Annotated in this window: 22 protein-coding genes and 1 pseudogene; 7 read left to right on the top strand and 16 right to left on the bottom strand. The window is 65.4% G+C overall.

Translation table 11 applies throughout. From position 1 onward, the window contains the following. Positions 1-27: 27 nt before the first annotated feature. The 3 genes from ASG63_RS23050 to ASG63_RS23045 form a co-directional block, all read right to left on the bottom strand. Positions 28-450, bottom strand: coding sequence for a response regulator (locus ASG63_RS23050; protein ID WP_056222496.1), 423 nt, complete (start codon positions 448-450; stop codon positions 28-30). A 62-nt stretch (positions 451-512) separates the two neighbouring features. Next, positions 513-686 carry a hypothetical protein gene (locus tag ASG63_RS25750; RefSeq protein WP_156394322.1) on the bottom strand — a complete coding sequence of 58 codons (174 nt, stop codon included), beginning with the start codon at positions 684-686 and terminating at the stop codon, positions 513-515. A gap of 69 nt (positions 687-755) precedes the next feature. Continuing rightward, on the bottom strand, positions 756-2,036 hold the full coding sequence (locus ASG63_RS23045) for an O-acetylhomoserine aminocarboxypropyltransferase (protein WP_056222493.1): 1,281 nt from the start codon (positions 2,034-2,036) through the stop codon (positions 756-758). 340 nt (positions 2,037-2,376) lie between these two features. On the opposite strand from ASG63_RS23045, the gene ASG63_RS23040 reads away from it, so the two are divergent. The 3 genes from ASG63_RS23040 to ASG63_RS24835 all read left to right on the top strand — a co-directional run bounded on the left by ASG63_RS23040 (position 2,377) and on the right by ASG63_RS24835 (position 5,846). Beyond that, positions 2,377-3,693 (top strand): MFS transporter, encoded by a 1,317-nt coding sequence (locus ASG63_RS23040; RefSeq protein ID WP_244480011.1) that lies wholly within the window; start codon positions 2,377-2,379, stop codon positions 3,691-3,693. A gap of 280 nt (positions 3,694-3,973) precedes the next feature. Then, entirely contained in the window at positions 3,974-5,281 is a 1,308-nt protein-coding gene (locus ASG63_RS24840; RefSeq protein ID WP_082559473.1) for an SMODS domain-containing nucleotidyltransferase, read from the top strand. A gap of 1 nt (position 5,282) precedes the next feature. After that, on the top strand, positions 5,283-5,846 hold the full coding sequence (locus ASG63_RS24835) for an SLATT domain-containing protein (protein WP_082559472.1): 564 nt from the start codon (positions 5,283-5,285) through the stop codon (positions 5,844-5,846). Positions 5,847-5,960: 114 nt separating this feature from the next. On the opposite strand, the pseudogene ASG63_RS23035 reads toward ASG63_RS24835, so the two are convergent. Continuing rightward, positions 5,961-6,383 (bottom strand): annotated as a pseudogene (locus ASG63_RS23035) (CoA-binding protein); the annotation flags it as partial. A 142-nt stretch (positions 6,384-6,525) separates the two neighbouring features. Here ASG63_RS23035 and ASG63_RS23030 point away from each other — a divergent pair. Both ASG63_RS23030 and ASG63_RS23025 read left to right on the top strand, forming a co-directional pair. Continuing rightward, complete coding sequence (locus tag ASG63_RS23030) at positions 6,526-6,966, top strand: PaaI family thioesterase (RefSeq protein ID WP_056222483.1); 441 nt, start codon at positions 6,526-6,528, stop codon at positions 6,964-6,966. A 197-nt stretch (positions 6,967-7,163) separates the two neighbouring features. Continuing rightward, the gene (locus tag ASG63_RS23025) at positions 7,164-8,456 is read left to right on the top strand and encodes a hemolysin family protein (RefSeq protein WP_274534758.1); all 1,293 of its coding nucleotides are present in this window, start codon (positions 7,164-7,166) and stop codon (positions 8,454-8,456) included. An 800-nt stretch (positions 8,457-9,256) separates the two neighbouring features. On the opposite strand, the gene ASG63_RS23020 is transcribed toward ASG63_RS23025, so the two are convergent. Next, positions 9,257-9,790, bottom strand: a complete 534-nt coding sequence (locus ASG63_RS23020) for a MucR family transcriptional regulator (RefSeq protein ID WP_056222479.1) — start codon at positions 9,788-9,790, stop codon at positions 9,257-9,259. 832 nt (positions 9,791-10,622) lie between these two features. After that, positions 10,623-11,561 (bottom strand): N-acetyl-gamma-glutamyl-phosphate reductase, encoded by a 939-nt coding sequence (argC, locus tag ASG63_RS23015; RefSeq protein WP_056222476.1) that lies wholly within the window; start codon positions 11,559-11,561, stop codon positions 10,623-10,625. Between the two features lie 220 nt (positions 11,562-11,781). Here argC and ASG63_RS23010 point away from each other — a divergent pair, with 220 nt between their 5' ends. Next, positions 11,782-12,285, top strand: a complete 504-nt coding sequence (locus ASG63_RS23010) for a hypothetical protein (RefSeq protein WP_056222471.1) — start codon at positions 11,782-11,784, stop codon at positions 12,283-12,285. 4 nt (positions 12,286-12,289) lie between these two features. Here ASG63_RS23010 and ASG63_RS23005 read toward each other — a convergent pair whose 3' ends face one another. The 5 genes from ASG63_RS23005 to ASG63_RS22985 form a co-directional block, all read right to left on the bottom strand. Beyond that, complete coding sequence (locus tag ASG63_RS23005) at positions 12,290-12,541, bottom strand: hypothetical protein (protein ID WP_056222468.1); 252 nt, start codon at positions 12,539-12,541, stop codon at positions 12,290-12,292. 78 nt (positions 12,542-12,619) lie between these two features. Beyond that, on the bottom strand, positions 12,620-13,099 hold the full coding sequence (gene rpsI / locus ASG63_RS23000) for a 30S ribosomal protein S9 (RefSeq protein WP_056222465.1): 480 nt from the start codon (positions 13,097-13,099) through the stop codon (positions 12,620-12,622). A gap of 2 nt (positions 13,100-13,101) precedes the next feature. Then, positions 13,102-13,563, bottom strand: coding sequence for a 50S ribosomal protein L13 (gene rplM, locus ASG63_RS22995; protein WP_056184577.1), 462 nt, complete (start codon positions 13,561-13,563; stop codon positions 13,102-13,104). Positions 13,564-13,924: 361 nt separating this feature from the next. After that, the gene (locus tag ASG63_RS22990) at positions 13,925-14,434 is read right to left on the bottom strand and encodes a ferritin-like domain-containing protein (protein WP_056222947.1); all 510 of its coding nucleotides are present in this window, start codon (positions 14,432-14,434) and stop codon (positions 13,925-13,927) included. A gap of 181 nt (positions 14,435-14,615) precedes the next feature. Further along, positions 14,616-14,816, bottom strand: a complete 201-nt coding sequence (locus tag ASG63_RS22985; protein WP_056222462.1) for a hypothetical protein — start codon at positions 14,814-14,816, stop codon at positions 14,616-14,618. 568 nt (positions 14,817-15,384) lie between these two features. Here ASG63_RS22985 and ASG63_RS22980 point away from each other — a divergent pair. Next, positions 15,385-15,615 (top strand): hypothetical protein, encoded by a 231-nt coding sequence (locus tag ASG63_RS22980; RefSeq protein ID WP_056222458.1) that lies wholly within the window; start codon positions 15,385-15,387, stop codon positions 15,613-15,615. Between the two features lie 27 nt (positions 15,616-15,642). On the opposite strand, the gene ASG63_RS22975 is transcribed toward ASG63_RS22980, so the two are convergent. Genes ASG63_RS22975 through kdpB form a run of 5 tightly spaced genes read right to left on the bottom strand, consistent with a single transcriptional unit; the run spans position 15,643 to position 22,302 of the window. Next, positions 15,643-16,107 (bottom strand): PTS sugar transporter subunit IIA, encoded by a 465-nt coding sequence (locus ASG63_RS22975; RefSeq protein WP_056222456.1) that lies wholly within the window; start codon positions 16,105-16,107, stop codon positions 15,643-15,645. After that, entirely contained in the window at positions 16,104-16,805 is a 702-nt protein-coding gene (locus ASG63_RS22970) for a response regulator (RefSeq protein ID WP_056222453.1), read from the bottom strand. The genes ASG63_RS22975 and ASG63_RS22970 overlap by 4 nt, the downstream gene beginning before the upstream one ends. Then, the gene (locus ASG63_RS22965) at positions 16,802-19,537 is read right to left on the bottom strand and encodes a sensor histidine kinase (protein ID WP_056222450.1); all 2,736 of its coding nucleotides are present in this window, start codon (positions 19,535-19,537) and stop codon (positions 16,802-16,804) included. Before ASG63_RS22965 ends, ASG63_RS22970 begins: the two co-directional genes overlap by 4 nt. A gap of 36 nt (positions 19,538-19,573) precedes the next feature. Continuing rightward, positions 19,574-20,179: a K(+)-transporting ATPase subunit C gene (locus tag ASG63_RS22960; protein ID WP_056222447.1), complete on the bottom strand. Its 606-nt coding sequence runs from the start codon at positions 20,177-20,179 to the stop codon at positions 19,574-19,576. A 32-nt stretch (positions 20,180-20,211) separates the two neighbouring features. Then, positions 20,212-22,302, bottom strand: a complete 2,091-nt coding sequence (gene kdpB / locus ASG63_RS22955) for a potassium-transporting ATPase subunit KdpB (RefSeq protein WP_056222444.1) — start codon at positions 22,300-22,302, stop codon at positions 20,212-20,214. Positions 22,303-22,308 lie beyond the last annotated feature (6 nt).

Genomic DNA, 22,308 nt, shown 5'->3' with positions numbered 1-22,308 from the left:
CGTCTGTGAAGAGGTCGCGGTGAGCGGTCAGGCGGCGCGGTGGGTGAAGGCGCGCAGGGTCCGGACCAGGGTCGAGGGCTCGTAGGGCTTCGGAATGAAGCGCGCCCCGTCGGGCATGTCGTGCGGGCCGGGGGTGCCCATGCCGGAGACGACGAGGACGGGGATGGAGGGCCAGCGATGCGCCACGAGGCGGGCCAGGGCGAAGCCGTCCATGGAGCCGCGCGGCATGTCCACGTCGGTCATCAGTACGTCGACGTCGCCGCGGCTCTCCAGCACCGAGAGGGCGTTGTCGGCGTGGCTCGCCTCCAGAACCTCGAAGCCGGCATCCGCGAGCGTGTCGGCGGCTTCCATGAGAAGCAGCCCGTCGTCTTCGACGAGGAGAACGACAGGCAGATCCGTCGGATCTTGCGTCTCTGTCGAGGCTTGCCTCTCTGGCGGGTTCTGCGTCATCGGCGGCCGGACGATCTCGCGACAGGGGTGAGACGGGGGCCTAGGCCCCGCCAAGGGTGTCGTCAACAACGGCCGGTGTCGCGCATCCGTTTCACCGGAGCGGTGACGCGGCACCCGGGCAACCCCGGGGCGAAGGCGATCGCCAGCCCCACGAGGGTCGCCAGGATGGCCAGGAACGCCGCCGCGTCGCTGATCTGTTCCACGAATGCCCAGTCCATCGAAGCCAAGGCCGACATCGCCACCTCCGGTGATCGCGCCGCGAGCCTCGGCCCAACATGGTAAAGAGACCGTTAACACCGCCCCGCTCAGGCGTTCAGCGCGGCGTCGAGATCGGCGATCAGATCCTGTGGATCCTCGAGGCCGACCGAGAGCCGCACCACCTCCGGCCCAGCCCCGGCGGCGATCCGCTGCGGGTCGGTGAGCTGGCGGTGGGTGGTGGAGGCGGGGTGGATGATGAGCGAGCGGGTGTCGCCGATATTGGCCAGATGGGAGAACAGGGTCAGGCCGGAGACGAGCTTGACGCCGGCCTCGTAGCCGCCCCTCAGGCCGAGGGTGAAGACCGCCCCGGCCCCGTGCGGCGTGTAGCGCCGGGCGAGCGCGTGGTAGCGGTCGGTCTCCAGGCCCGGATAGCTGACCCAGGACACCGCCGGATGGCCCTGCAGGAAGGTCGCCACGGCGAGCGCGTTGTCGCAATGGCGCTGCATGCGCAGAGGAAGGGTCTCGATGCCCGAGAGGAGCAGGAAGGCGTTGAAGGGCGAGAGCGCCGGCCCGAGGTCGCGCAGGCCCAGCACCCGCACCGCGATGGCGAAGGCGAAGTTGCCGAAGGTCTCGGCCAGCACCTTGCCGGCATATTCCGGGCGCGGGGCCGACAGCATGGGGAAGCGCGCGTCGCCCACCCACGGGAAGGTGCCGCCGTCGACTACGAGGCCGCCGATGGAATTGCCGTGGCCGCCCAGGAACTTCGTCGCCGAGTGCACGACGATGTCGGCCCCGTGCTCGAAGGGGCGGATCAGGTAGGGGCTCGCCATCGTGTTGTCGACGATGAGCGGGATGTTGTGGCGCTTGGCGATCTCCGAGAGCGCCGCGATGTCGGTGATGACCCCGCCCGGATTGGCGATCGACTCGCAGAAGATCGCCTTGGTGCGCGGCGTGATCGCGCGCTCGAAGGAGGACGGGTCGTCGGTCTCGGCCCAGACCACGTTCCAGCCGAAGTTCTTGTAGGAGTGGTTGAACTGGTTGATCGAGCCGCCGTAGAGCCGGTCGGCGGCGATGAACTCGTCGCCCGGCTGCATCAGCGCGTGCATCACCAGGAACTCGGCGGCGTGGCCCGAGGCCACCGCCACGGCGGCGGTGCCGCCCTCCAGGGCCGCAACGCGCTCCTCCAGCACCGCGTTGGTGGGGTTGGTGATGCGCGAGTAGATGTTGCCGAAGGCCTCGAGCCCGAACAGCGAGGCGGCGTGCTCGGCATCGTCGAAGACGAACGAGGCGGTCTGGTAGATCGGCGTGGCGCGGGCCCCCGTGGTCGGGTCGGGCAGGGCACCGGCATGGATGGCCCGCGTGTTGAAGCCGGGCAGACGATCGGTCATCGCAAAAACCTCCCGGGCCCGCCGGCCCGCACACGCCCACCCTCTACGCCTCGGCCGCGACCGACGGAAGGGGGCGTCATCCGCTGAAACGAACGCTGGTTCTTTATGCCGGACGGGGAAGGGGGTCAAGGCACGCGATGACCCTCCCCCCTCCGCGGGGGAGGGTGGTCGCGGAGCGACCGGGAGAGGGGGCACCCTCTCCGACCGGGGCGCACCCTCATCCCACCCGCTTCACGGGCCACCTTCTCCCGCAGAGGAGAGAAGGCGATGCGCGCCAACGCTCCGCCCAACCCCGAACCAGCGCTATCCTGCCGGTCGCGCCTGCGCTAAGGCCCCGGCCATGAGCCAGACAGCCCTTCGCCCCGCCGCGACCCGCCCGACGACACCCGCCGAGGCCGTGCCGGCCGCGCGCATCCTCATCGCCAGCTTCGTCGGCACCGCGATCGAGTTCTACGACTTCTACGTCTACGCCACCGCGGCCGCCCTGGTGATCGGGCCGATCTTCTTTCCGCCCGGCGATCCGGCGGTGCAGACCCTGGCCGCCTTCGCCACCTTCTCCATCGCCTTCATCGCCCGGCCCCTGGGCGCCGCGTTCTTCGGCCATTTCGGCGACCGGGTCGGGCGCAAGGCCACCCTCGTGGCCTCCCTGATGATCATGGGCCTGTCGACGGTGCTGATCGGCTGCCTGCCCTCCTATGCCACCGCCGGCTGGTGGGCGCCGCTCGCCCTCTGCGTCCTGCGCTTCGGCCAGGGCGTGGGCTTCGGCGGCGAATGGGGCGGGGCGGCCCTGCTGGCGGTGGAGAACGCGCCCCCGGGCCGGCGCGCCCTCTACGGCATCTTCCCGCAGCTCGGGGCGCCCGTGGGCTTCATCACCGCCAATCTCGGCTTCCTCGGCCTTGCCCTGGCGCTGAGCCCCGCCGACTTCCAGGCCTGGGGCTGGCGCATCCCGTTCCTGGCGAGCGCCGTCCTCGTGGGCGTCGGGCTCTATGTCCGCCTCAAGCTCACCGAGACCCCGGTCTTCAAGGCCGCCCTGGAAAAAGCCGCTCCGGAAAAGGTGCCGCTGGCGGTGATCTTCACGAAGTACATTCGGGCGACCCTGCTCGGCACATTCGCGATGGTGGCCTGCTACGCGGTGTTCTACCTCTCCACCGTCTTCGCCCTCAGCTACGGCGTCTCGACGCTGGGCTTCACCCGGCCGACCTTCCTGCTCTTCGAATGCGTGGCCGTGCTGTTCATGGGCCTCGGCATCCCCCTCTCGGGCTGGGCCGCCGACCGGTACGGCCGCCGCCCCGTCCTCCTCTCCGGCCTCGTCTTCACCGCCAGCCTCGGCCTGCTGATGGGCCCGATGCTCGGCAGCGGCCAGGGCGGCCTCGTCCTCGGCTTCCTGTGCCTCGGCCTTTTCGCCATGGGCTGGCTCTTCGGCCCCATGGGGGCGCTGCTGCCCGAACTCTTCCCGACCCGCGTGCGCTACACCGGGGCGAGCGTGACCTACAACCTTGCGGGCATCCTGGGGGCCTCCGCCGCGCCGTACCTGGCGCAGCGGCTGAGCGAGTGGGGTGGTGTGGGCTGGGTGGGGCTTTATCTGGCCGTGGCGGCTGGGATTAGTTTTGGGGCTGTGGCTTTGATGCGGGAGACGCGGCAGGATAGCGTCTTATAGATATAAAAAAACAATAACTAAATTTATATACAAGATATAACGTATATATTAGGATTTAATGTAAGAATTATTGGATTTTTACATAGTACTATTTCTAACTTAAAGACAATACGATTGCTTTAAGCCGGCGTACTTGCCATCGCGATGTATGAACACCCAGTCTTTCATTTATTTTGATGTTTTATTCGCCTATCCCCAATAGAAATTTTTAGCTAGAAATCTCTTTCAGACTCCGTTCTTCACGAGCATTGCACATAATTGCCCCAGGCAAAATTCGCCCATGAGTATCTCAGACGCATTCAAGACATTTTTAGATAATATAAAGGTTGATAATGCAGATACTATTTCAAATCGTTATGACGAAATCACTTACGCCTTAAATCTGGAGTTTCGAAACACTGACTCGAAGACAGCAGACAGCCTTCGTGTCGGCTCATATGGACGTTACACCGCGATCAAAGGCATATCCGATTTGGATATGCTATACATCGTACCGTCGAGTTGCTGGGCTACTTATGAAAACAATGGTCAAGGAGATCTACTAACGAAGGTCTGTAGAACTATAGGATCGCGCTACCCACGCACAACGGTCAAGGTAGACCGTCTCGTAGTCCAAGTACTTTATGCAGATTTTCAAGTCGAAGTTCAACCTGTATTTGAGATGCCTGACGGGTCCTTCAAGTATCCCGATACCTATAATGGTGGAAGCTGGAAAATTACGAAGCCGCGCGATGAAATCGCGGCCATGAAACAATTCGGCGCGGAAAAAAACGAAAACCTAAGACGCCTCTGCAAAATTGCTCGCGCTTGGAAAAATAAGCATGGCGTAGCAATGGGAGGCCTGTTGATCGACACTCTCTGCTACAACTTTCTCAGTCAAAACTCTGATTATGACGACAAGAGCTTCCTATATTATGATTGGATGAGCCGAGATTTCTTCAAATATTTGTCCGAGCAAAATAAACAAGATTACTATGCTGAACTCGGAAGTAGACAGCGAGTACGCGTAAAGAAGGACTTTAGAAGCAAAGCAAGCAAGGCGTATGAATTATGCCTTAAAGCTATCGAGGCTGAAGGAGAAATCTATAGAAACGAACGTTGGCGTAGAGTCTATGGGCGTGGATTTCCGCCACGCCCAGACAAGGTGGTAAAGGAGAATGTAGTTGCAATGGACGCCTATGAGGCGCCGAACACTGAACAATTTATTGACGATCTTTTTCCAGTTGACGTGCGGTATGACATTGAGTTGGAGTGTGAAGTCACACAACGGGGATTTAGACCGTCACTGCTTCGCACACTACTTGCGAACGTGAGACATCTCCGTATTGACAAAAGCCTACGTTTCCACATCGCCGCCAGTTCTGTTCCGGAACCTTACGATCTTTATTGGAAGGTAATGAACCGTGGGCCACTCGCAGTAAGAAGAAAGGCGATACGAGGTCAAATTATCCGGGACGGCGGACATCGCGAACGTAAAGAATCCACAGACTTCAAAGGCGACCACATTGTAGAATGCTACGCGGTAAAGAATGGCGTTGTCGTCGCAACAGACCGAATCGATGTACCAATTAGCAATACGAGGGAATAAGGTGGACCAAATTGGCCTACTCAAATCGATCGCGACGACTGGATACAATGTGGGTTTCGGCGCGAAGAAGCATTTTGCTACTTATGACATCGTCGAAAAGGCGCCAGGCTGGATAGGATTCATTTCGAGCGCCGTAGGCGTTTTAGCGTTGATACACGATCCTCTATCCGCGAAACTACCTTCTGCTATATTGATAATACTTGGGATATGCACCTTTTACATCAATCCATATAAATCAGAAGATTATGAGATTGAGGGTCGAAAGCTCCTAAAAATATACGCAGAACTAAGAGACTTGTATTATGATGTAAAACCTGGCGCAGATTTCGATAAGAGCCAGGAAAAACTAAAAAATCTTGAAAATATTTTCTATCAAACCGGCATTAGCCGACAGATATTATTCAGCGATTGGTTTGCTCATTACAAATTTTTCGAGCAGCAGCAGATTAGTTGGATAGACGACGAGCTGAAATTTACGTGGAAAGATAAATTCCCATTCTCTCTTCGTGTATTCTCAACATTTTCTGTAATCGCTTTGGTATTACTCGCCATAAAAACTGTCTGATTTTGATTTTTAACACATGCAATTCCAGTTAACGATTATTTTGACCAAATAAATATTTGCTAATACTGTTCTTACATCACGGTTTTCAACGCCGCCTAGCTTAACTCAATTTCACCGAAATATCTCAATCTTCGGGCACCGATCCATCACCACAACACACCCCGCCGCCTCAGCCCGCGAGGCGGCGGCATCATCCCGCACCCCGATCTGCATCCAGATGAAGCGCGGCGGCTGGGGGAGGGCCAGCGCCTCGTCCACCACGCCGCCGGCGGCGTCGGAGCTGCGAAAGATCTCGACCATGTCGACGGGCTCGGGCAGGTCGGCGAGGCGGGCGATCACGGGCTGGCCCTGGAGCACCTGCCCACTGAGCCTAGGATTGACCGGGATGACGCGGTAGCCGCGCTCCAGCAGGAAGGCCATGACGTGGTGGCTCGGCCGGGCCGGGTTGGCCGAGGCGCCGACCAGGGCGATGGTCCGGGTCTCGGCGAGGACCCGGCGGATCAGGGCGGGGTCGTAGGCATCGTGGGACTGGGGCATCCCCGATCTTGTCGGGCAAGCGAGGGCGTGCTGCAAGGCTTCGCGGAGTCTCGCTTAAGACGCGCGAAGCGTTGTCCAGTCGTCGCGCGGGGAACCCGCGTCTTCGGGCCGGGCGCCGCCCGATGAACCGGAGTGTCCGTCCATGTCCGAGACCCTGCCTCAGGCCCTGTCGCTGGAAGAGACCGTGGCCTTCCTCGAATCGGCCTTCCCGCAGATGGAGGCCGGGGGCCGGACCTATCACCTCGTGGAGGTCGGCCCCGGCCTCGCCCGGATGCGGATGGACCACCACGACCGTCACCTGCGCCCCGGCGGCACGGTCTCCGGCCCCTCCATGATGGCGCTGGCCGACTACGCCCTCTACGCGGCGATCCTGGCCAGCCTCGGCCCCGTGGCGCTCGCCGTCACCACCAGCCTCAGCTTCAATTTTTTGCGCAAGCCCGGGCCCACCGGGCTCCTCGGCACCGCCCGCCTGCTCAAGCTCGGCCGCCGCCTCGCCGTCGGCGAAGTCCACATCACCGGCCCGGACGGCGGCCCGCTCGTCTGCCACGCCACCGGCACCTACGCGATTCCGCCGGGGGCCTGAGTGCGACGCGCGACGGGGTCGACGCCGAGCCCGAACCCCCGCGACCTCGACACGACCCGCGCGGTATACGCAGGCGTTTTCCAACCGGTGGACCGCCGGACCGCTTCGCCCCGCGGGTTCGCTGTGGCCCGGTTCGCGCGTAGCTGGTAGAGATCCGGCGCTGACCAGGGGAGACGACGATTTCCGACGATGTATGGGTGACCGGCCTGGGCCTCCTCGCCGTCTTTGCCCTCGTGCTCGCCAACGGATTCTTCGTGGCCGCCGAATTCGCCCTCGTCTCCGTCCGCAAGAGCCGGGTCGCCGAACTGGTTTCCGAGCGACGGACCAACGCCCGATCGCTCCAGCGCGCCACCGATCAGCTCGACGCCTACCTGGCCGCGACCCAGCTCGGCATCACGATCTCCTCCCTGGCCCTCGGCTGGGTCGGCGAACCGGCGCTGGCGCATATCATCGTGCCGGCATTGAGCTTTTTGCCGGAGCCCGTCGGCACCACGGCCGCCCACACCATCGCGGTGGTCATCTCCTTCGTCATCATCACGGCGATGCACATCGTGCTGGGCGAGCTCGCCCCGAAGAGCCTCGCGCTCCAGCGCAGCGAGCGCACGGCCCTCGCAGTGGTGCGGCCCCTGGGGGTCTTCCTCTTCGTCTTTCGCCCGGCAATCCTCTTCCTGAACGGCCTCGGCAACGGCGTCGTCCGGATGTTCGGCCTGCAGACGGGCCACGGCGAGGGCTCGCTGCACTCCACCGCCGAACTGAACCTCCTGGTCCAGGCGAGCCAGGAGGCCGGCCTGATCCGCGAGGCGCAGCAGGAGGCGGTGCAGCGCATCTTCTCCATCGGCGAGCGCCGCGTGCGCGATATTATGACCCCGCGCCACGAGGTCGAATGGGTCGATGCCGACGAGGAGCCGGAGGCCATCCTGACCTCCGTGCGTGCCTGCGACCACGCCCAATTGGTGGTGAGCCGCAGCGAAGTCGACGAGATCGTCGGCGTCGTGCGCAAGCAGGACCTGCTCAACCAGCTGCTCGACGGCAAGCCCGTCAACGTCCTGGCCGTGACCCAGCCCCCGATCGTCGTGCACGAGAGCATGTCGATCCTCGCCGTGCTGGAGACCTTCCAGGCCAAGCCCGTGCGGATGGCGGTGGTGGTCGACGAGTACGGCAGCCTGGAAGGAATCGTGACGCAGACCGATCTCCTGGAGGCGATCGCCGGAAACATCCCCGAAGTCGGCGACGAGCCGAACGTCGTCGAGCGCGAGGACGGCTCGCTCCTCATCGACGGCATGATGCCGGCCTCGCAGGCCTTCGACCGCCTCGCCTTCGCCGAGCATCCGGATTCCGACGACTTCACCACGCTCGCCGGCTTCGTGATCTTCCGCCTCGGCCGGATCCCGGGCACCGGCGACCACTTCGAGTCGCATGGCTGGCGCTTTGAGGTCGTCGACATGGACGGCCGCCGCATCGACAAGGTTTTGGCGACGCCCCTGTCCTGAGGGCCCAGCGGGTTGGGGGGACGGCTGCGCACGATCGACGGCAAGCCGCGCCCTTGGCGGATCGCGTTGGCGCCCACGGGGGCCGGGAGGCTGCGCCGAATGCGGTTTCCAGGGCGCCTTCGAGGACCTCGCCGCTCGCAGGGGCGACGGGCATGCGCGCGTTCGGGATCATAAGACGACGCAGGAATGGCGAGTCGTTCCCCTCACGCACCACGCGAAATGGAAGGCGAGGGCGTCTTGCAAGCACCGGATCTGGAGGTCTTCCGGGGGACCAACCGATGACCCACGGCTTGCGGGGTTCAACCGGCTCCCCGGACCTCCGCGAGGGCACCAGCCGGGCAATCACGGCGCTTCTGCCGAGCCCATGGCACGTACTGCACCCCGCTCCTCCTCGGAAAAGCCGACGCTCGAAGGCGCCGGCGAGAGCGCTCTACTGCGGCTCGATCAAAGGGCAGCGGACGCGTTGACCGGTGCAGGGCGGGGGCCTCATGGCAAACGCCGAACCGGAGCTGCAGCGGTTACAGGATTGCACAGCAAAGGCGTCTCGCTAACGCGCACGCGCTCGACCGATATGAAGCGAAGGGTGCAAGCCCGCAGACGTACTCCTCCAACACTCCGGATGGGACGAGTTGCGAGGCGAGCGCTGGCTCGAGACATCGGCGCGTCACGCAAGCAGGCGGACCGGATAACAACACGAGCGGCGCGGACCGGGCGGAAACCCGATCAGCGCCCCATCGCCGGTGCAGACCATGTCGAAAACGGTCTGCACGCACCTTGGCGCGTGCAGACCTGATCCAAACTCAGGCGTCGACTTTCTTGCGCGGGCCGCGACGCTTCTTTTCGGCTTGCGGAGCCTCGGCTGCCTCCTCGTCGGGCGGCGGAGCGGACACGGTCTCCTCCGGCGCGCTCTTGGCTACACCTTTCCGGCGCTGTTGACCGAGGCCGAGGGCTCGGGCCAACTCGGAACGCTGCTCCGAGTAACTTGCCGAGGTCATCGGATAGTCGGGCGCGAGGCCCCACTTGGCCCGATACTGCTCAGGCGTCAGGCCACGCAGGGTGAGGTGGCGACGCAGCGTCTTGTACTGCTTTCCGTCCTCGAAGCTGATCAGATAGTCCGCCGTGATCGAGCGGCGGATCTCCTGGGGAGTCGCCTTCGGCGGACCCGCCTCGGCTGCCGGCGTGCCACTGGCGGTTACGCCACGGATCGCCTCATGCACATCACTGAGCAGCTTAGGAAGCTCCGCGCTCTGTACATGATTATTGCTGACGTAGGCCGAGACGATGTCGGCGGCCAGGGTGATGAGTCGAGCTGCGTCGTTGTCTGTTTCGGTCATGTTTCGTAGCCAATCTGCATAAGAGCCGATGTTGTCTTGAAGCGTAGGCTCAGATCTCTTTGCAAGCAAGATGTTACATCACAGAATGGGCGATTTTTCATCCTGTCCGTGTGGATCATTTATCAATTTTTCGCGTATCGCCTGCACACTTTGCAGCAGTCGCGTTCCAGTTGCCCAACAAGACCATCACGGATCGAGCAGGAGCGGAGATCTACGCATGATCCGAGAGACGATGCTGGAACAAACCATTCCGTCAGCGCAACAGGATCGGGCTTTGACCGAATCCGTCCATCAAAGAACGCTCGGCATTGTTGACGCGTTCGCAAACGGCGGTTTCACCCTACGCGGACAGACGGAAATCCGCGCCTCATCGAGAGCATCGACTGCTGTTCCGACGGTCTCCCACAAGATTCGGACCGACCATCGGACATAACGTTGCGTTCGATAGAACACTTTTACGGTGTTCGCAATGAATGGAGGAGAGTTCGTACAGCATCAGCCAGAAATGCTTGGGGAAGGCCGTGCCGGCATCTGACCAGAGATCGTCGGTGAGGAAGGTGGGTCGCCATTTTCTGGTTTGCCCATAGTTCTTCTTCACGAACGCCGCAGCGATCTCGCGTGGATGAGAACCTGTCTGTGATCAGGGTAAAGTGTTGTCGATCGAGGCTTTGGTACAGCGTCGGCCCGCGCAGCACAGCTACGGCGTTCGGCACGCGAATCCGGTGTCGACGCGGCACACGCATCCCGTGTCGGGTACGACCTTCTCGACGTGTACCATCCCTACCCGAGAGAGCGCCCCCAGCCAACGGGGCAGGGGTGCGCTCCGAGGCGTTCAGTCGAGCCCAAGCATCAGGGTGATGTTCTGTACGGCTGCCCCCGATGCCCCCTTACCGAGATTGTCGAGGCGAGCAACGAGGACGGCTTGTCCATAGGCGTCTTTGCCGAAGACCCGCAATTCGAGCCGGTCGGTGTCGTTCAGGGCTTCCGGCTCGATCCGCTCATCTTCGTCGGCGGGGATCACCCGGACGAGATCCCGCCCCGCGTAATAGGCACGAAGGGCGGTCTCCAGATCCGTGACATTCGGTGAGCCCGGCAGGGTATCGAGGTGCAGCGGCACGCTCACCAGCATGCCCTGCCGAAAGTTCCCCACCGACGGGATGAAGATCGGCCGCCGCGTCAAACCGGAATAAGCCTGGGTCTCGGGCAGATGCTTGTGGCCGAGACCCAGGCCGTACAGCAGGAAGGGCTCCCCCTGTCCCGCCTCGTAGGTCTCGATCATCGCCTTGCCGCCACCACTGTAGCCGCTGACCGCGTTGATGCTAATCGGGTAATTCGCGGGGATCAGACCGGCTTCCACCAGGGGGCGGAGCAGAGCGATCGCGCCGGTCGGGTAGCAGCCGGGATTGGCCACGCGGCGGGCTTCCCGGATCGCCTGCACCTGGAGGGGGTCGAGTTCGGCGAAGCCATAGACCCAGGCCGGATCGACCCGATGGGCCGTGCTGGCGTCGAGAATGCGGGGCCCGCCGCCCGGCAACGTGTCGGCCAGGGCAACGGTCTCCTTCGCGGCGGCATCGGGGAGGCACAGCACAACGAGGTCGACCGCCTGCAGAAGGTCGCGCTTCACCGCGATGTCCTTGCGGCTTTCGTGCGGAATGCTCTTCAGGGCGATGCGGCCGTCGCGCTCGAGGCGCTCGCGAATTCCGAGACCGGTGGTCCCTGCCTCGCCGTCGATGAAGACCGTGGGCTTCCGCCCGACACCGTTCTCGCTCATGGACACCTGATATCCTTTTCGTCGAGTCGACGAAGACGCATCCTGCATCGACCCGTATGCGCCACGTGGCCGGGACGCTTCGTCAAGTCAATGTCTTCGCGACACTCGAAGAAGGGCGGATGACGGGCGATCAAGCCTGTGTATCGTTTCCCCTTGCCTGGAACGGCGCCGTCGACTGGCCTGTTATGGGCCAAAGGAACCACCAATCGAGGAACAGCGAATGTCGGCCAGCGCGGAGAAGAGTGATCCCAAGCTCTGGGAGAAGGTGAAGAACGAGGTCACGGCATCCGACAAGGGCGGAAAACCCGGACAATGGTCGGCACGCAAGGCGCAGGCTGCGACCAAGGCCTACATGGATGCCGGCGGCGGCTACAAGGGTAAGAAGTCGGACGACAACCACTTGAAGCAGTGGACCGAGGAAGAGTGGGACACCAAGTCCGGCAAGAAAAGCGGCGAGACGGGGGAGCGCTACCTGCCCAAGAAGGCGCGCGATTCGGTGTCCAAGTCCGAATACGACCGGTCGTCGAAGAAGAAGCGTGCCGATTCGGCCAAGGGGAAGCAGTTCTCGAAGCAGCCCTCCGACGTCGCGAAGAAGACCGCCGCAGCGCGTAAATCCCAATCCGGTAAGACCAAGGCGGACCTCATGAAGGCGGCACGGGAAAAGGACATTCCGGGACGCTCGAAGATGTCGAAGAGCGAACTCGAGCGCGCCCTTCACGCCTGATCCATCAGGCGATCAGCGTTCCCCAGGACGGTTGCCAAACGTTCTGCGGGTCGATCACAACGATCTCACGATCGCTCTCGTTCGCGACATGGACGGCGATGCCGAAGGCTTGGGCGACCGGAAGCGTGCCGGTGGTGCTGAAGAGGCGGCCGTCGGCGAGCTTCACTTCCCCCGTCGTCGCGCCGTCCACCTGTGCGAGACAGAGGGTCACTGCGGAGGCGTCAGGCTCGGTCACGCGTCGGAAGGGCTTGGCCATGGGGACTCGTCTTTCTGAGGCTCAAAAAGGAAAGGGCGGCCGAAGCCGCCCTGACCAGACACATCTCGAAGGAAGCGCTTAGCGCTTCGAGAACTGGAAGCTGCGGCGGGCCTTCTTGCGGCCGTACTTCTTGCGCTCGACCACGCGGCTGTCGCGGGTGAGGAAGCCCTCACGCTTCAGCGGCGAACGCAGCTCCGGCTCGTAGTACGTCAGCGCCTTCGAGAGGCCGTGGCGCACGGCGCCGGCCTGGCCCGACAGACCGCCGCCATGCACCGAGACGGTGATGTCGTACTGGTCGACGCGGTTCGCGATCTGCAGGGGCTGGCGCAGGATCATGCGCAGCACCGGACGGGCGAAGTAGGTCTCGACGGCGCGGCCGTTGACGACGACCTTGCCAGTGCCCGGCTTGATCCAGACGCGGGCGACCGCGTCCTTGCGCTTGCCGGTGGCGTAGGCGCGGCCCTGGGCGTCGAGCTTCTGAACGTGGACCGGGGCGGCGTTCTCCGGCGACTCGACGTTCGCGCGGTTCAGGTCGGAGAGGGACTGAAGGGTCGCCATGATCAAGCGCTCACGTTCTTGCGGTTGAGGCTGCCGACGTCGAGCGCCTGCGGCTGCTGGGCGGTGTGGGGATGCTCGGAGCCTTTGTAGACCCGGAGGTTGCCCATGATCTGACGGAAGAGCGGGCCGCGCGGGAGCATGCGCTCGACGGCCTTTTCCACGACGCGCTCGGGGAAGCGCCCGTCGAGGATGAACTTGGCCGTGCGCTCCTTGATGCCGCCCGGGTAGCCGGTGTGGTGGTAGTACACCTTCTGCTCGCGCTTGCGGCCGGTGAACTTCACCTTCTCGGCGTTGATGACGATGACGTTGTCGCCGCAATCGACGTGGGGCGTGTACGCGGGCTTATGTTTGCCGCGCAGGCGCATGGCGACGATGGAGGCGAGCCGGCCAACGACCAAGCCCTCTGCATCGACGATGATCCACTTCTTGTCGACGTCGGCGGGCTTCAGAGAAAAGGTCTTCATCCCGTGGCGTTCCGTATGGTGTCTGAACAAAACGATGCGCCGTCGCGTGCGGGACGCGACGGCGTTGGCGGCTGCATTAGGCCCCCAACTGCGTTTCGTCAAGACGGACAGGCTCTCTTCCACGCCAGTGAAACGCCGAAAGGTGCGATCTTTCAAGCCTTTCGAGCGCGAGGTATCTGGGTACCGCATGACGATCCGCTGATCGCGGGGATCTCGTCTCGTGCTCCTCAAGGCCTCACGGAAGGCCCTTGAGCGAGCGATTCGTCGTCAGGAAGACGCGGCGTCTGTCACGCGAACGCACCCTGCACGCACAGACGAGCGAACGTGCAGGGCAACCGACTCGGCCGGGTAATTTGCGAGATCAGCGGTCCGCCTTGTCCCCGGCCAGGGTCAGTTCGATGTAGCGCAGGGTGGTCGGACGCACGAGGTCGCGTACCTTGCGCGCCATCGCCTCTTCTTCCCGCAGGGATTGCTGGAATCCCGTAAGCGCCGTCTGCTCTCCGGCGGCCTCCGCAATGGCGAGGAGCGACTCGTAGGCCGCGATCTCGAAGTTCTCGAAGGCATGGTTCGCGAAAGCGTTCTTCAGGATCTCGTCCTGGGCGGGCATATGCCCGAGCGCCATCATGTTTCCGACGAAGCCGAGCACACCCTCCTTGAGGCTCGAGGGACTTTCGGAAAGGCTGTGCAGGGCTTCCTCCAGGCGGGTCCGCTGACCGTGCGTCTCCTCGATATGACGGCGCAGGGCCGCCTCCATCTCGGGGTAGCGCTGCAAGCGCTCGACCTGCCGCTCCATGATCTGAAGCGCCTGCATCTCGAGTGCATGCGTGTTCTTCAGAGCCGTGACATAGATTTCGCGCGTCTCAATAGCCACGTTTCTCGTCTCCTGATCGGTAGCGAAGGCGTTCGCCGTCGTTACGAGAAGATCTCCATCGCGGCTCATGTTCCGGCGCAACCTGCGACATCTGTGGGTGCCGCCGCCGCGACATGCCAGCATCGAGGAGCGCCACGGTCGCAAACCGCTGACCCGCATCGACGTGGAGATGTGGCCACGCTCAGCCTCGCTGCAGCCGCTCCAGTTCCGCCTCCGCGGCCAGCGCCCGCGCCTTCCACGCATCGCGCTCGGCCTCGGTGGCGCGCGCCGCGGTCTCGGCACGCTGAGCGCGCGCCGCCTGGGTCGCGGCCAGGGCCTGAGCCCGTTCGCGGGCGCGGGTCTCACCCGCCATCTGCACCTTCAGGTCGCGGGGCGTGGCCATCGCGGCATTCCTTCATTCCGGTCCGTGGGGCTGCCTTCCCGCGCCGGTGCGCCGGGGTCAAGGTCCGCGCGCCAAGCAGCGCAATCTCAGACGGTCCTCGAGAAGGTAGACCCGGCCCAACAGGAGTCGGCGTCGGCCCGGGAGCTCACGAGAATCAGCCCCTCCGCCGCAAAAAGGTAAGGCAACACAAGCCGCCCGAGACCCGGCCGGTCAGGCTCGCCCCCGTCGCAGGCGAGCGAGGCCGATCGTTGCATGGCGAGCCCCCGGACTCAGAGACCGGATTCCCTTAGGACGGTTCGGGAGCATGAGGCGCTTCAGGCGAAGGGGTCCTGTCGTCCCGGGACCAGCGGCACATCCGAGGTGCTGTCCCGTCGCCGCATCGTGCGCGAGCCGGCCAGCCCCGCAAACCACATCGGCCATCCGGGGCCGGCGCGGCTGCGAGGGGGCCAGGGGATCCTGATGCGACCCTTATGAAACGACGCCTCGTTGCCGCTCGAACCCTCACGCGCCGCGACGCAAATTCCTCCTGCGATCCGACACCGGGATCGTGCGAACCCACGAGCCATCCATGTCCCGTCCCCGTCCGGTCACGCCCGTCAGCCCGATCTCGGGCCCCGACACGCCACGCTTCGTCATCGGCCAAGACGGGCGGGGGTGCTGGGTGGCCATCGAAGTCCATGGCCGGGCCGGCGGCCGGTTCCGCACCTGCCAGGCCGCGCTGCACTACGCGGTGGAGGCGACGGCGCATCGACCGGATGCCGTCAGGATCGCGGCGGAGCGCGTCGAACTTCGGATCTGAGGGAGCGAACGGCGTTCGGACCGGCTCTCAACCGCCGGCCCCGAGCCCATTCCGGCGCAGGGCAGCGTGCAATCCCGGCACGTCACGGGCGGTGCGCAGGGCCACCGCGACGTCCGGATCGCGCAGCCGCCGGGCGATGCAGGCCAGCGCAGTTACCGAGACGTCCCGGGGGTCCGCCGGCAGGAGCAGGAGCGCGACGAGGTCCACGGGACACCCATCAATGGCCTCGAAGTCGAGGGGATCGCGCAGGCGGGCCAGGAGCCCGAAGGGTCGGTCCAGGCCGTCGAGGCGCGCATGCGGCAGGGCGATGCCGTCGCCGATCCCGGTGGAGCCGAGGCTCTCGCGCGCCGCCAGGGCCGCGCGGATCGGCGCCGCCTCGCGCCCGAGGGCGAGCGCCGCCCGGCGCGCCAGGTCGTCGAGGAGCGCCGCCTTCCCGGCCGTTCGCAGACCGCAGATGACGCGGTCCACGGGCAGGAGATCGTCGACGGTCATCGGATTGGTCCGCCCCCATCGTCGGGCGCGCGCAGGCGGTAGCCGACGCCGGTCTCGGTGAGCAGGATCCGAGGGCGCTCGGGATCGGCCTCGAGCTTCTGACGGAGTTGGCGCATGTAGACCCGGAGATATTGCGGGTCGGACGAGGTCGAGACCGCGTTCATTAGCTGGGCGTGGGTCAGGGCCTTTCCGGCATGCTGCACCAGGACCCGCAGGAAATCGTATTCCCGCGGCGTCAGCTTCACCTCCGCGCCGCGGACGCGGACGATGCGGCGCACGAGGTCCACGCTGAGGCCGTCGATCTCGAACAGGGCGCGCTCGCCCTGCACCGCCAGCTGATGACGCAGGGCCGCCCGCAGGCGTGCCAGGAGTTCACCCATGCCGAAGGGCTTGGTGACGTAGTCGTCCGCGCCGAGGTCGAGGGCCTCGACCTTGCCCGGCTCGTCGTCGCGGCTCGACAGGACCACCACCGGGAGGTCGCGATGATCCTCGCGGATGCGACGAAGAAGATCGTGCCCGCGCATATCCGGCAGGCCGAGGTCCAGAATGATCAGGTCGATCGTCTCGCGGGCCAGGATCTCAAGAGCGACGCGCGCGTTCGGCGCCTCGAAGATCGTGTAGCCCTGCGTTGCCAGCCCCATTCGCAGGAGTTTGCGGATGGGCGGCTCGTCATCGACCACGAGAACGGCGGGGCTCATGCGGCGAGGTCCGAGGCGGTGGCGCTCGTGGCGGGCACCGGGAAGAGGAGGGTGAAGACGGCGCCGCTGCGATCATGCCGATTGCCCGCCGTGAGCGTCCCGCCCATCGCCTCCACGAAGCCACGGGCGATGGCGAGGCCGAGTCCGGTCCCGGCCCGCACGCTGTCGCCCTTCCGAGCGCGATAGAACTTGTCGAACACCCGCTCCCGCTCCGCCTCCGGCAGGCCGTCGCCCGCGTCGATGACCTGAAGGCGGACCTGGGACGGCCCGCCGGACGGGCCGGAGACGATCTGCGCCGTCACCGTGACGGTCGAGCCGTCCGGGGCGTACTTCGCAGCGTTGTCGAGGAGGTTGACCAGGACCTGTTCGAACAGGACCGGGTCGAGGCGAAGGGCCGGGAGATCCGGTGCGAGGTCCAGGACGACCCGGTGCTCGGCCAGGATCGCGCCCAGGCGGCGCAGGGCGGTGTCGACGATCTCCGCCACGTCCTGTGCGGTTAGGTTCGCCGCGACCGCGCCGGCCTCGAGCCGGGTCATGTCGAGGAGATTGACGATGAACCGGTTCAGCCGCTCGGATTCGGCGATGATCGTCGCCAGAAGGTCGCCCTTCGCGTCCCGGCCGAGATCGGCGTCGAGGTCGCGCAGGGTCGTGGCGGCCCCGAGAACCGAGGACAGGGGTGTCCGCAGGTCATGGGAGATCGAAGTCAGCAGGGCCTGGCGCAACCGGTCGGTCTCGGCATCGCGTTCGGCCCGCGCCAGATCCTCCACAAGACGGACCCGTTCGATGGCGAGGGCGCCCATGTCGGCGAGGGCATCGAACAGCCGTCGATCCTCGGGCGTCAGAATCGGTCCGCTGCCGTCCGCGTCGAGGCCGATCACCCCGATGGGGCCGCGACCTGTTCGCGTCGGTATGAAAATACGACGGGCACCCGGAAGCGTATCGGCACCGCGTCCCGCCGGCCGATCGTTTGCGAAAGCCCACTGCGCCGCGGCCAGATCCGCTGCGTCGAGGCGGTCCTCGGGGGGATACCCGGCCCGGACCGTCACCGTGTCGCCCTCGGGCAGCAGCAGCACGACCCGTACGTGTAGCATCGCGGCGATCTGCGCGGAGGTCGCCCAGAGAACGTCGTCGAGGGTTCCGCAGGCGGAAAGCTTGCGGCTGAAGCCGTAGAGACGCTCCGTCGCCCGCGCCCGGCGCTGGCTGACCACCGCCACCGCCCGAGCTCGGGCGGCGAGGTTCGAGACCAGCACGGCAACCAGGGTGAAGAGCAGGAACGCGGCCACGTTGGTCGGGTCGGCGATGGTCAGCGTGTAGACCGGCGGCAGGAAGAAGAAGTTGTAGGCCAGCGACGCGGCGACCACGGCGGACAGCGCCGGCCCCAGGCCGAAGCGCGCCGCGACCGCCACCACCGCGGTCAGCAGGAACAAGTCTGCATTCTCGACCCCGAGGTAGGGCTGCAGCCCGAGGGCAAGGCCGAGGCCGGCGAGGATAGCCAGGGCAGCGAAACCGTAGCCGGCGCCGTCAAGGGCGGGTCGGACCGGGGCCGTCGCCACCCTCTTGGGGGAGACGGGCGCTGGCAACGTCTCACCGGGCACGACGTGGATGCTGATGGCGCCGCTGCGGCGCACGAGATCGTGGACCACCGAGCCGTTGAAGAGTTCGAACAGCCAGGACCGCGTCGCCTTGCCGACGACGATGTGATTGACGTTGGCGCCCCGGGCATAGGCCAGGAGGTCGTCGGCGACGCGCCGGCTCCCCGGCAGGGTCACGGCGTCGCCGCCCAGCCGATCGGCGAGGCGCAGGGCGTCGGCGACCCGATCGCGGTCCGCTTCGCTGAGGCCGAGGCTCCGCGCGCCCTCCACCGTGACGGCAGTCCACGGCGCGTGCAAGCGATCGGCCAGACGCTTGGTGTAACGGACGAGGCCGGCTGAGCGCGGATCCTCACTCACGCAGACCATGACCCGCTCCCCGGCACTCCAGGGTCCCGCGATGGCATGAGCCTGCATGTGGCTGAGGAGTTCGTCGTCGACCCGATCGGCGGTCCGCCGCAGGGCGAGTTCGCGCAGAGCGGTCAGGTTGCCGCGGGAAAAGTAGTGGCGTAGGGCACGCTCCGCATTGGCGGGCACGTAGACCTTGCCGGCCTTCAGGCGCTCGATCAGGTCGTCGGGATTGAGGTCCACCACCTCGATGTCGTCCGCCCGGTCGAGGATGCCGTCCGGCACCGTCTCGCGCACCCGGATGCGCGTGATCTGCGCGACGACATCGTTCAGACTCTCGACGTGCTGAATGTTGAGGGTCGTGTGCACGTCGATGCCGGCGGCGAGCAATTCCTCTACATCCTGGTAGCGCTTGGGATGGCGCGAGCCCGGCGCATTGGTGTGGGCGAGTTCGTCGACTAGCGCCAGGGCCGGCCGCCGCGCCAGCAGGGCGTCGAGGTCCATCTCCTCGATGACGCTGTCATGGTAGGGGACCCGCCGGCGCGGAACGACCTCGAAGCCCTCGATCAGGGCCTCGGTCTCGCTGCGGCCGTGGGTCTCCACGACGCCGATCACCACGTCGGTCCCGGCCTTGAGGCGAGCCCGGCCGATCGTGAGCATCTCGTAGGTTTTGCCGACCCCGGGAGCTGCGCCGAGGAAGACCTTGAGGCGGCCCCGTCCCGTCTCGTTCCGGCGCGCGCGGTCGAGCAAGGCCTCGGGCGAGGGACGCTGGCGCTCGCGGACATCCTCACTCATGGAAAGTCCCTCATCCCACGTGTCCTCCGGCGCGGATTATTGCCGGAGGCGCGCGTCCAAAGCGAGGTTCAGCGCCAGGACATTCACGCGCGGCTCGCCGAGAACCCCGAAGGTCCGGCCTTCGACCTGCGCGGCGACGAGGTCGCGCACCCGGTCCTCGCTGACCCCTCGCGCACGGGCCACGCGTGCCACCTGGAACAGGGCGGCCTCGGGGGACAGGTCGGGATCGAGCCCCGAACCGCTGGCGGTGACGAGATCCACCGGCACCGTCGCGCCGGGGTTCTCGGCCCTCAGGGCGTCGAGGTCGCCCTTCACGCGCTCGGCCAGGGCGGCGCTGGTCGGTCCAAGGTTGGAGCCGGCCGAGTTGGAGGCGTTGTAGGGCGACGGCACGGTCTTGGCTGCATCGGCCGGATCGGTGGCCACCGTCGCCGAGGGGCGCCCGTGGAAGTAGCGCGGGCTGGTGAAGGATTGGCCGATCAGGCTGGAGCCGATGATCGTGCCGTCGCGACGGATCAGGCTGCCGGCGGCCTTGGCGGGGAAGATCGCCGCGGCGAGGCCGGTCATGGCCAGGGGATAGGCGAGGCCGGTGATCACCGTCAGTACGACGAAGAGGGCGAGAGCGGGACGCAGGGAGGCGAGCATGGAGACAACTCTGGTTCGGACAGGAAGGGGGGTCAGGCGAGGTGCAGAGCGTTCACGGCGAGGTCGATCAGCTTGATGCCAACGAACGGCACCAGGATGCCGCCGAGGCCGTAGATCAGCAGGTTGCGCCGCAGGAGCGCGGCGGCTCCCACCGCCCGATACGAGACGCCTCGGAGGGCGAGCGGGATCAGCGCCACGATGATCAGTGCATTGAAGATGATCGCCGACAGGATCGCGCTCTGGGGCGAAGCGAGCCCCATAACGTTCAGGGACTGAAGCTGCGGGTAGAGCGTCAGGAACATCGCCGGGATGATGGCGAAGTACTTCGCCACGTCGTTGGCGATGGAGAACGTGGTCAGGGCCCCGCGGGTCATCAGGAGCTGCTTGCCGATCCCGACGATCTCGATGAGCTTGGTCGGGTCTGAATCGAGATCGACCATGTTCCCGGCCTCACGCGCCGCCACCGTTCCGGTGTTCATGGCGACGCCGACATCGGCCTGGGCCAGGGCGGGCGCGTCGTTGGTGCCGTCGCCGCACATGGCCACGAGCTTGCCGTCCGCCTGCTCCCGCCGGATCAGCGCGAGCTTATCCTCCGGCGTGGCCTGCGCCAGGAAATCGTCGACGCCGGCCTCGGCCGCGATGGCCGCCGCCGTCATGGGGTTGTCGCCGGTAATCATCACCGTGCGGATGCCCATGCGGCGAAGTTCGGCGAAGCGCTCGCGGATGCCACCCTTGACGATGTCCTTTAGGAACACGACGCCGAGGAGCTGCCCGTCGCGGGCGACCGCCAGGGGCGTGCCGCCGGCCTTCGCGATGGTCTCCGCGATGGCCCTGATCTCCACCACGGCCTGCGAGTCCTCAACCGGTCGATAGGCGAGCGCAGCATTCGCGCCGCGGGACGCGATCGGCTGTCCTCCCAGAGAGGCGATCACCGCCTCGACCGCACCCTTGCGGATCGACTGTCCGTCGAGGTCGACCCCGGACATCCGCGACTGGGCCGTAAACGGCACGAAGGTGGCGTTCAGGCCCGCCATGTCGCGGGCTCGGATGCCGTAGCGGTCCTTGGCCAGCACCACGATCGAGCGGCCCTCGGGCGTCTCGTCGGCAAGCGAGGCGAGTTGTGCCGCGTCGGCGAGATCGTGCTCGTCCACCCCGCCGACCGGCCGGAATTCGGTGGCCTGACGGTTGCCGAGGGTGATGGTGCCGGTTTTGTCGAGCAGGAGGGTGTCGACGTCACCGGCGGCCTCGACCGCGCGGCCCGACATGGCGAGGACGTTGAAGCGAACGAGGCGATCCATGCCGGCGATGCCGATGGCCGACAGGAGCGCACCAATGGTGGTTGGGATAAGAGTCACGAACAGGGCGACGAGGACGATCAGGGGGATCGCCCCGCCGGCGTAGTTCGCAAAGCTCGGGATCGAGGCGACCGCGAACACGAAGACGAGGGTCAGGCCGGCGAGCAGGATGTTGAGGGCGATCTCGTTCGGGGTCTTCTGGCGGGACGCGCCCTCGACAAGAGCGATCATGCGGTCGACGAAGGTCGAGCCGGCCGCCGCCGTGATGCGGACCCGGATCGCGTCGGACAGGACCTGGGTTCCGCCCGTCACCGCCGACCGGTCCCCGCCGGATTCCCGGATCACCGGTGCGGACTCGCCGGTGATGGCCGCCTCGTTGACGGAGGCGACGCCCGCGATGACCTCACCGTCGGACGGGATCAGGTCGCCAGCCTCCACCAGCACCACGTCGCCGACCTTCAGGGCGGTCCCGGGCACCGAGTCCCAGGCATCGCCCGGACCGGTGAGGCGCTTGGCGGTCATCTCGGTGCGGGTCCGGCGCAGGCTGTCGGCCTGCGCCTTGCCGCGGCCCTCGGCCAAGGCCTCGGCGAAGTTGGCGAAGATCAGCGTGAACCAGAGCCAGAGGATGATCTGGCCGGAGAAGTCGAGCCCGGACGCGCCGGTCGCGAGATCGCGGACGAACAGGACGGTGGTCAAGACCGCGACGACCTCGACCACGAACATCACGGGATTGCGGATCATGATCCGGGGATCGAGCTTGCGGATCGAGCCGACGAGTGCCGGGCCGACGAGGGTGGCGCTGAAGAGGGACGTGGAGGAGCGAGACATGATGGG

The sequence above is a fragment of the Methylobacterium sp. Leaf94 genome, assembly GCF_001426045.1.
In the GTDB taxonomy this organism is placed as follows: Bacteria; Pseudomonadota; Alphaproteobacteria; order Rhizobiales; family Beijerinckiaceae; genus Methylobacterium.
This window is presented reverse-complemented; position numbering and strand designations above follow the sequence as displayed.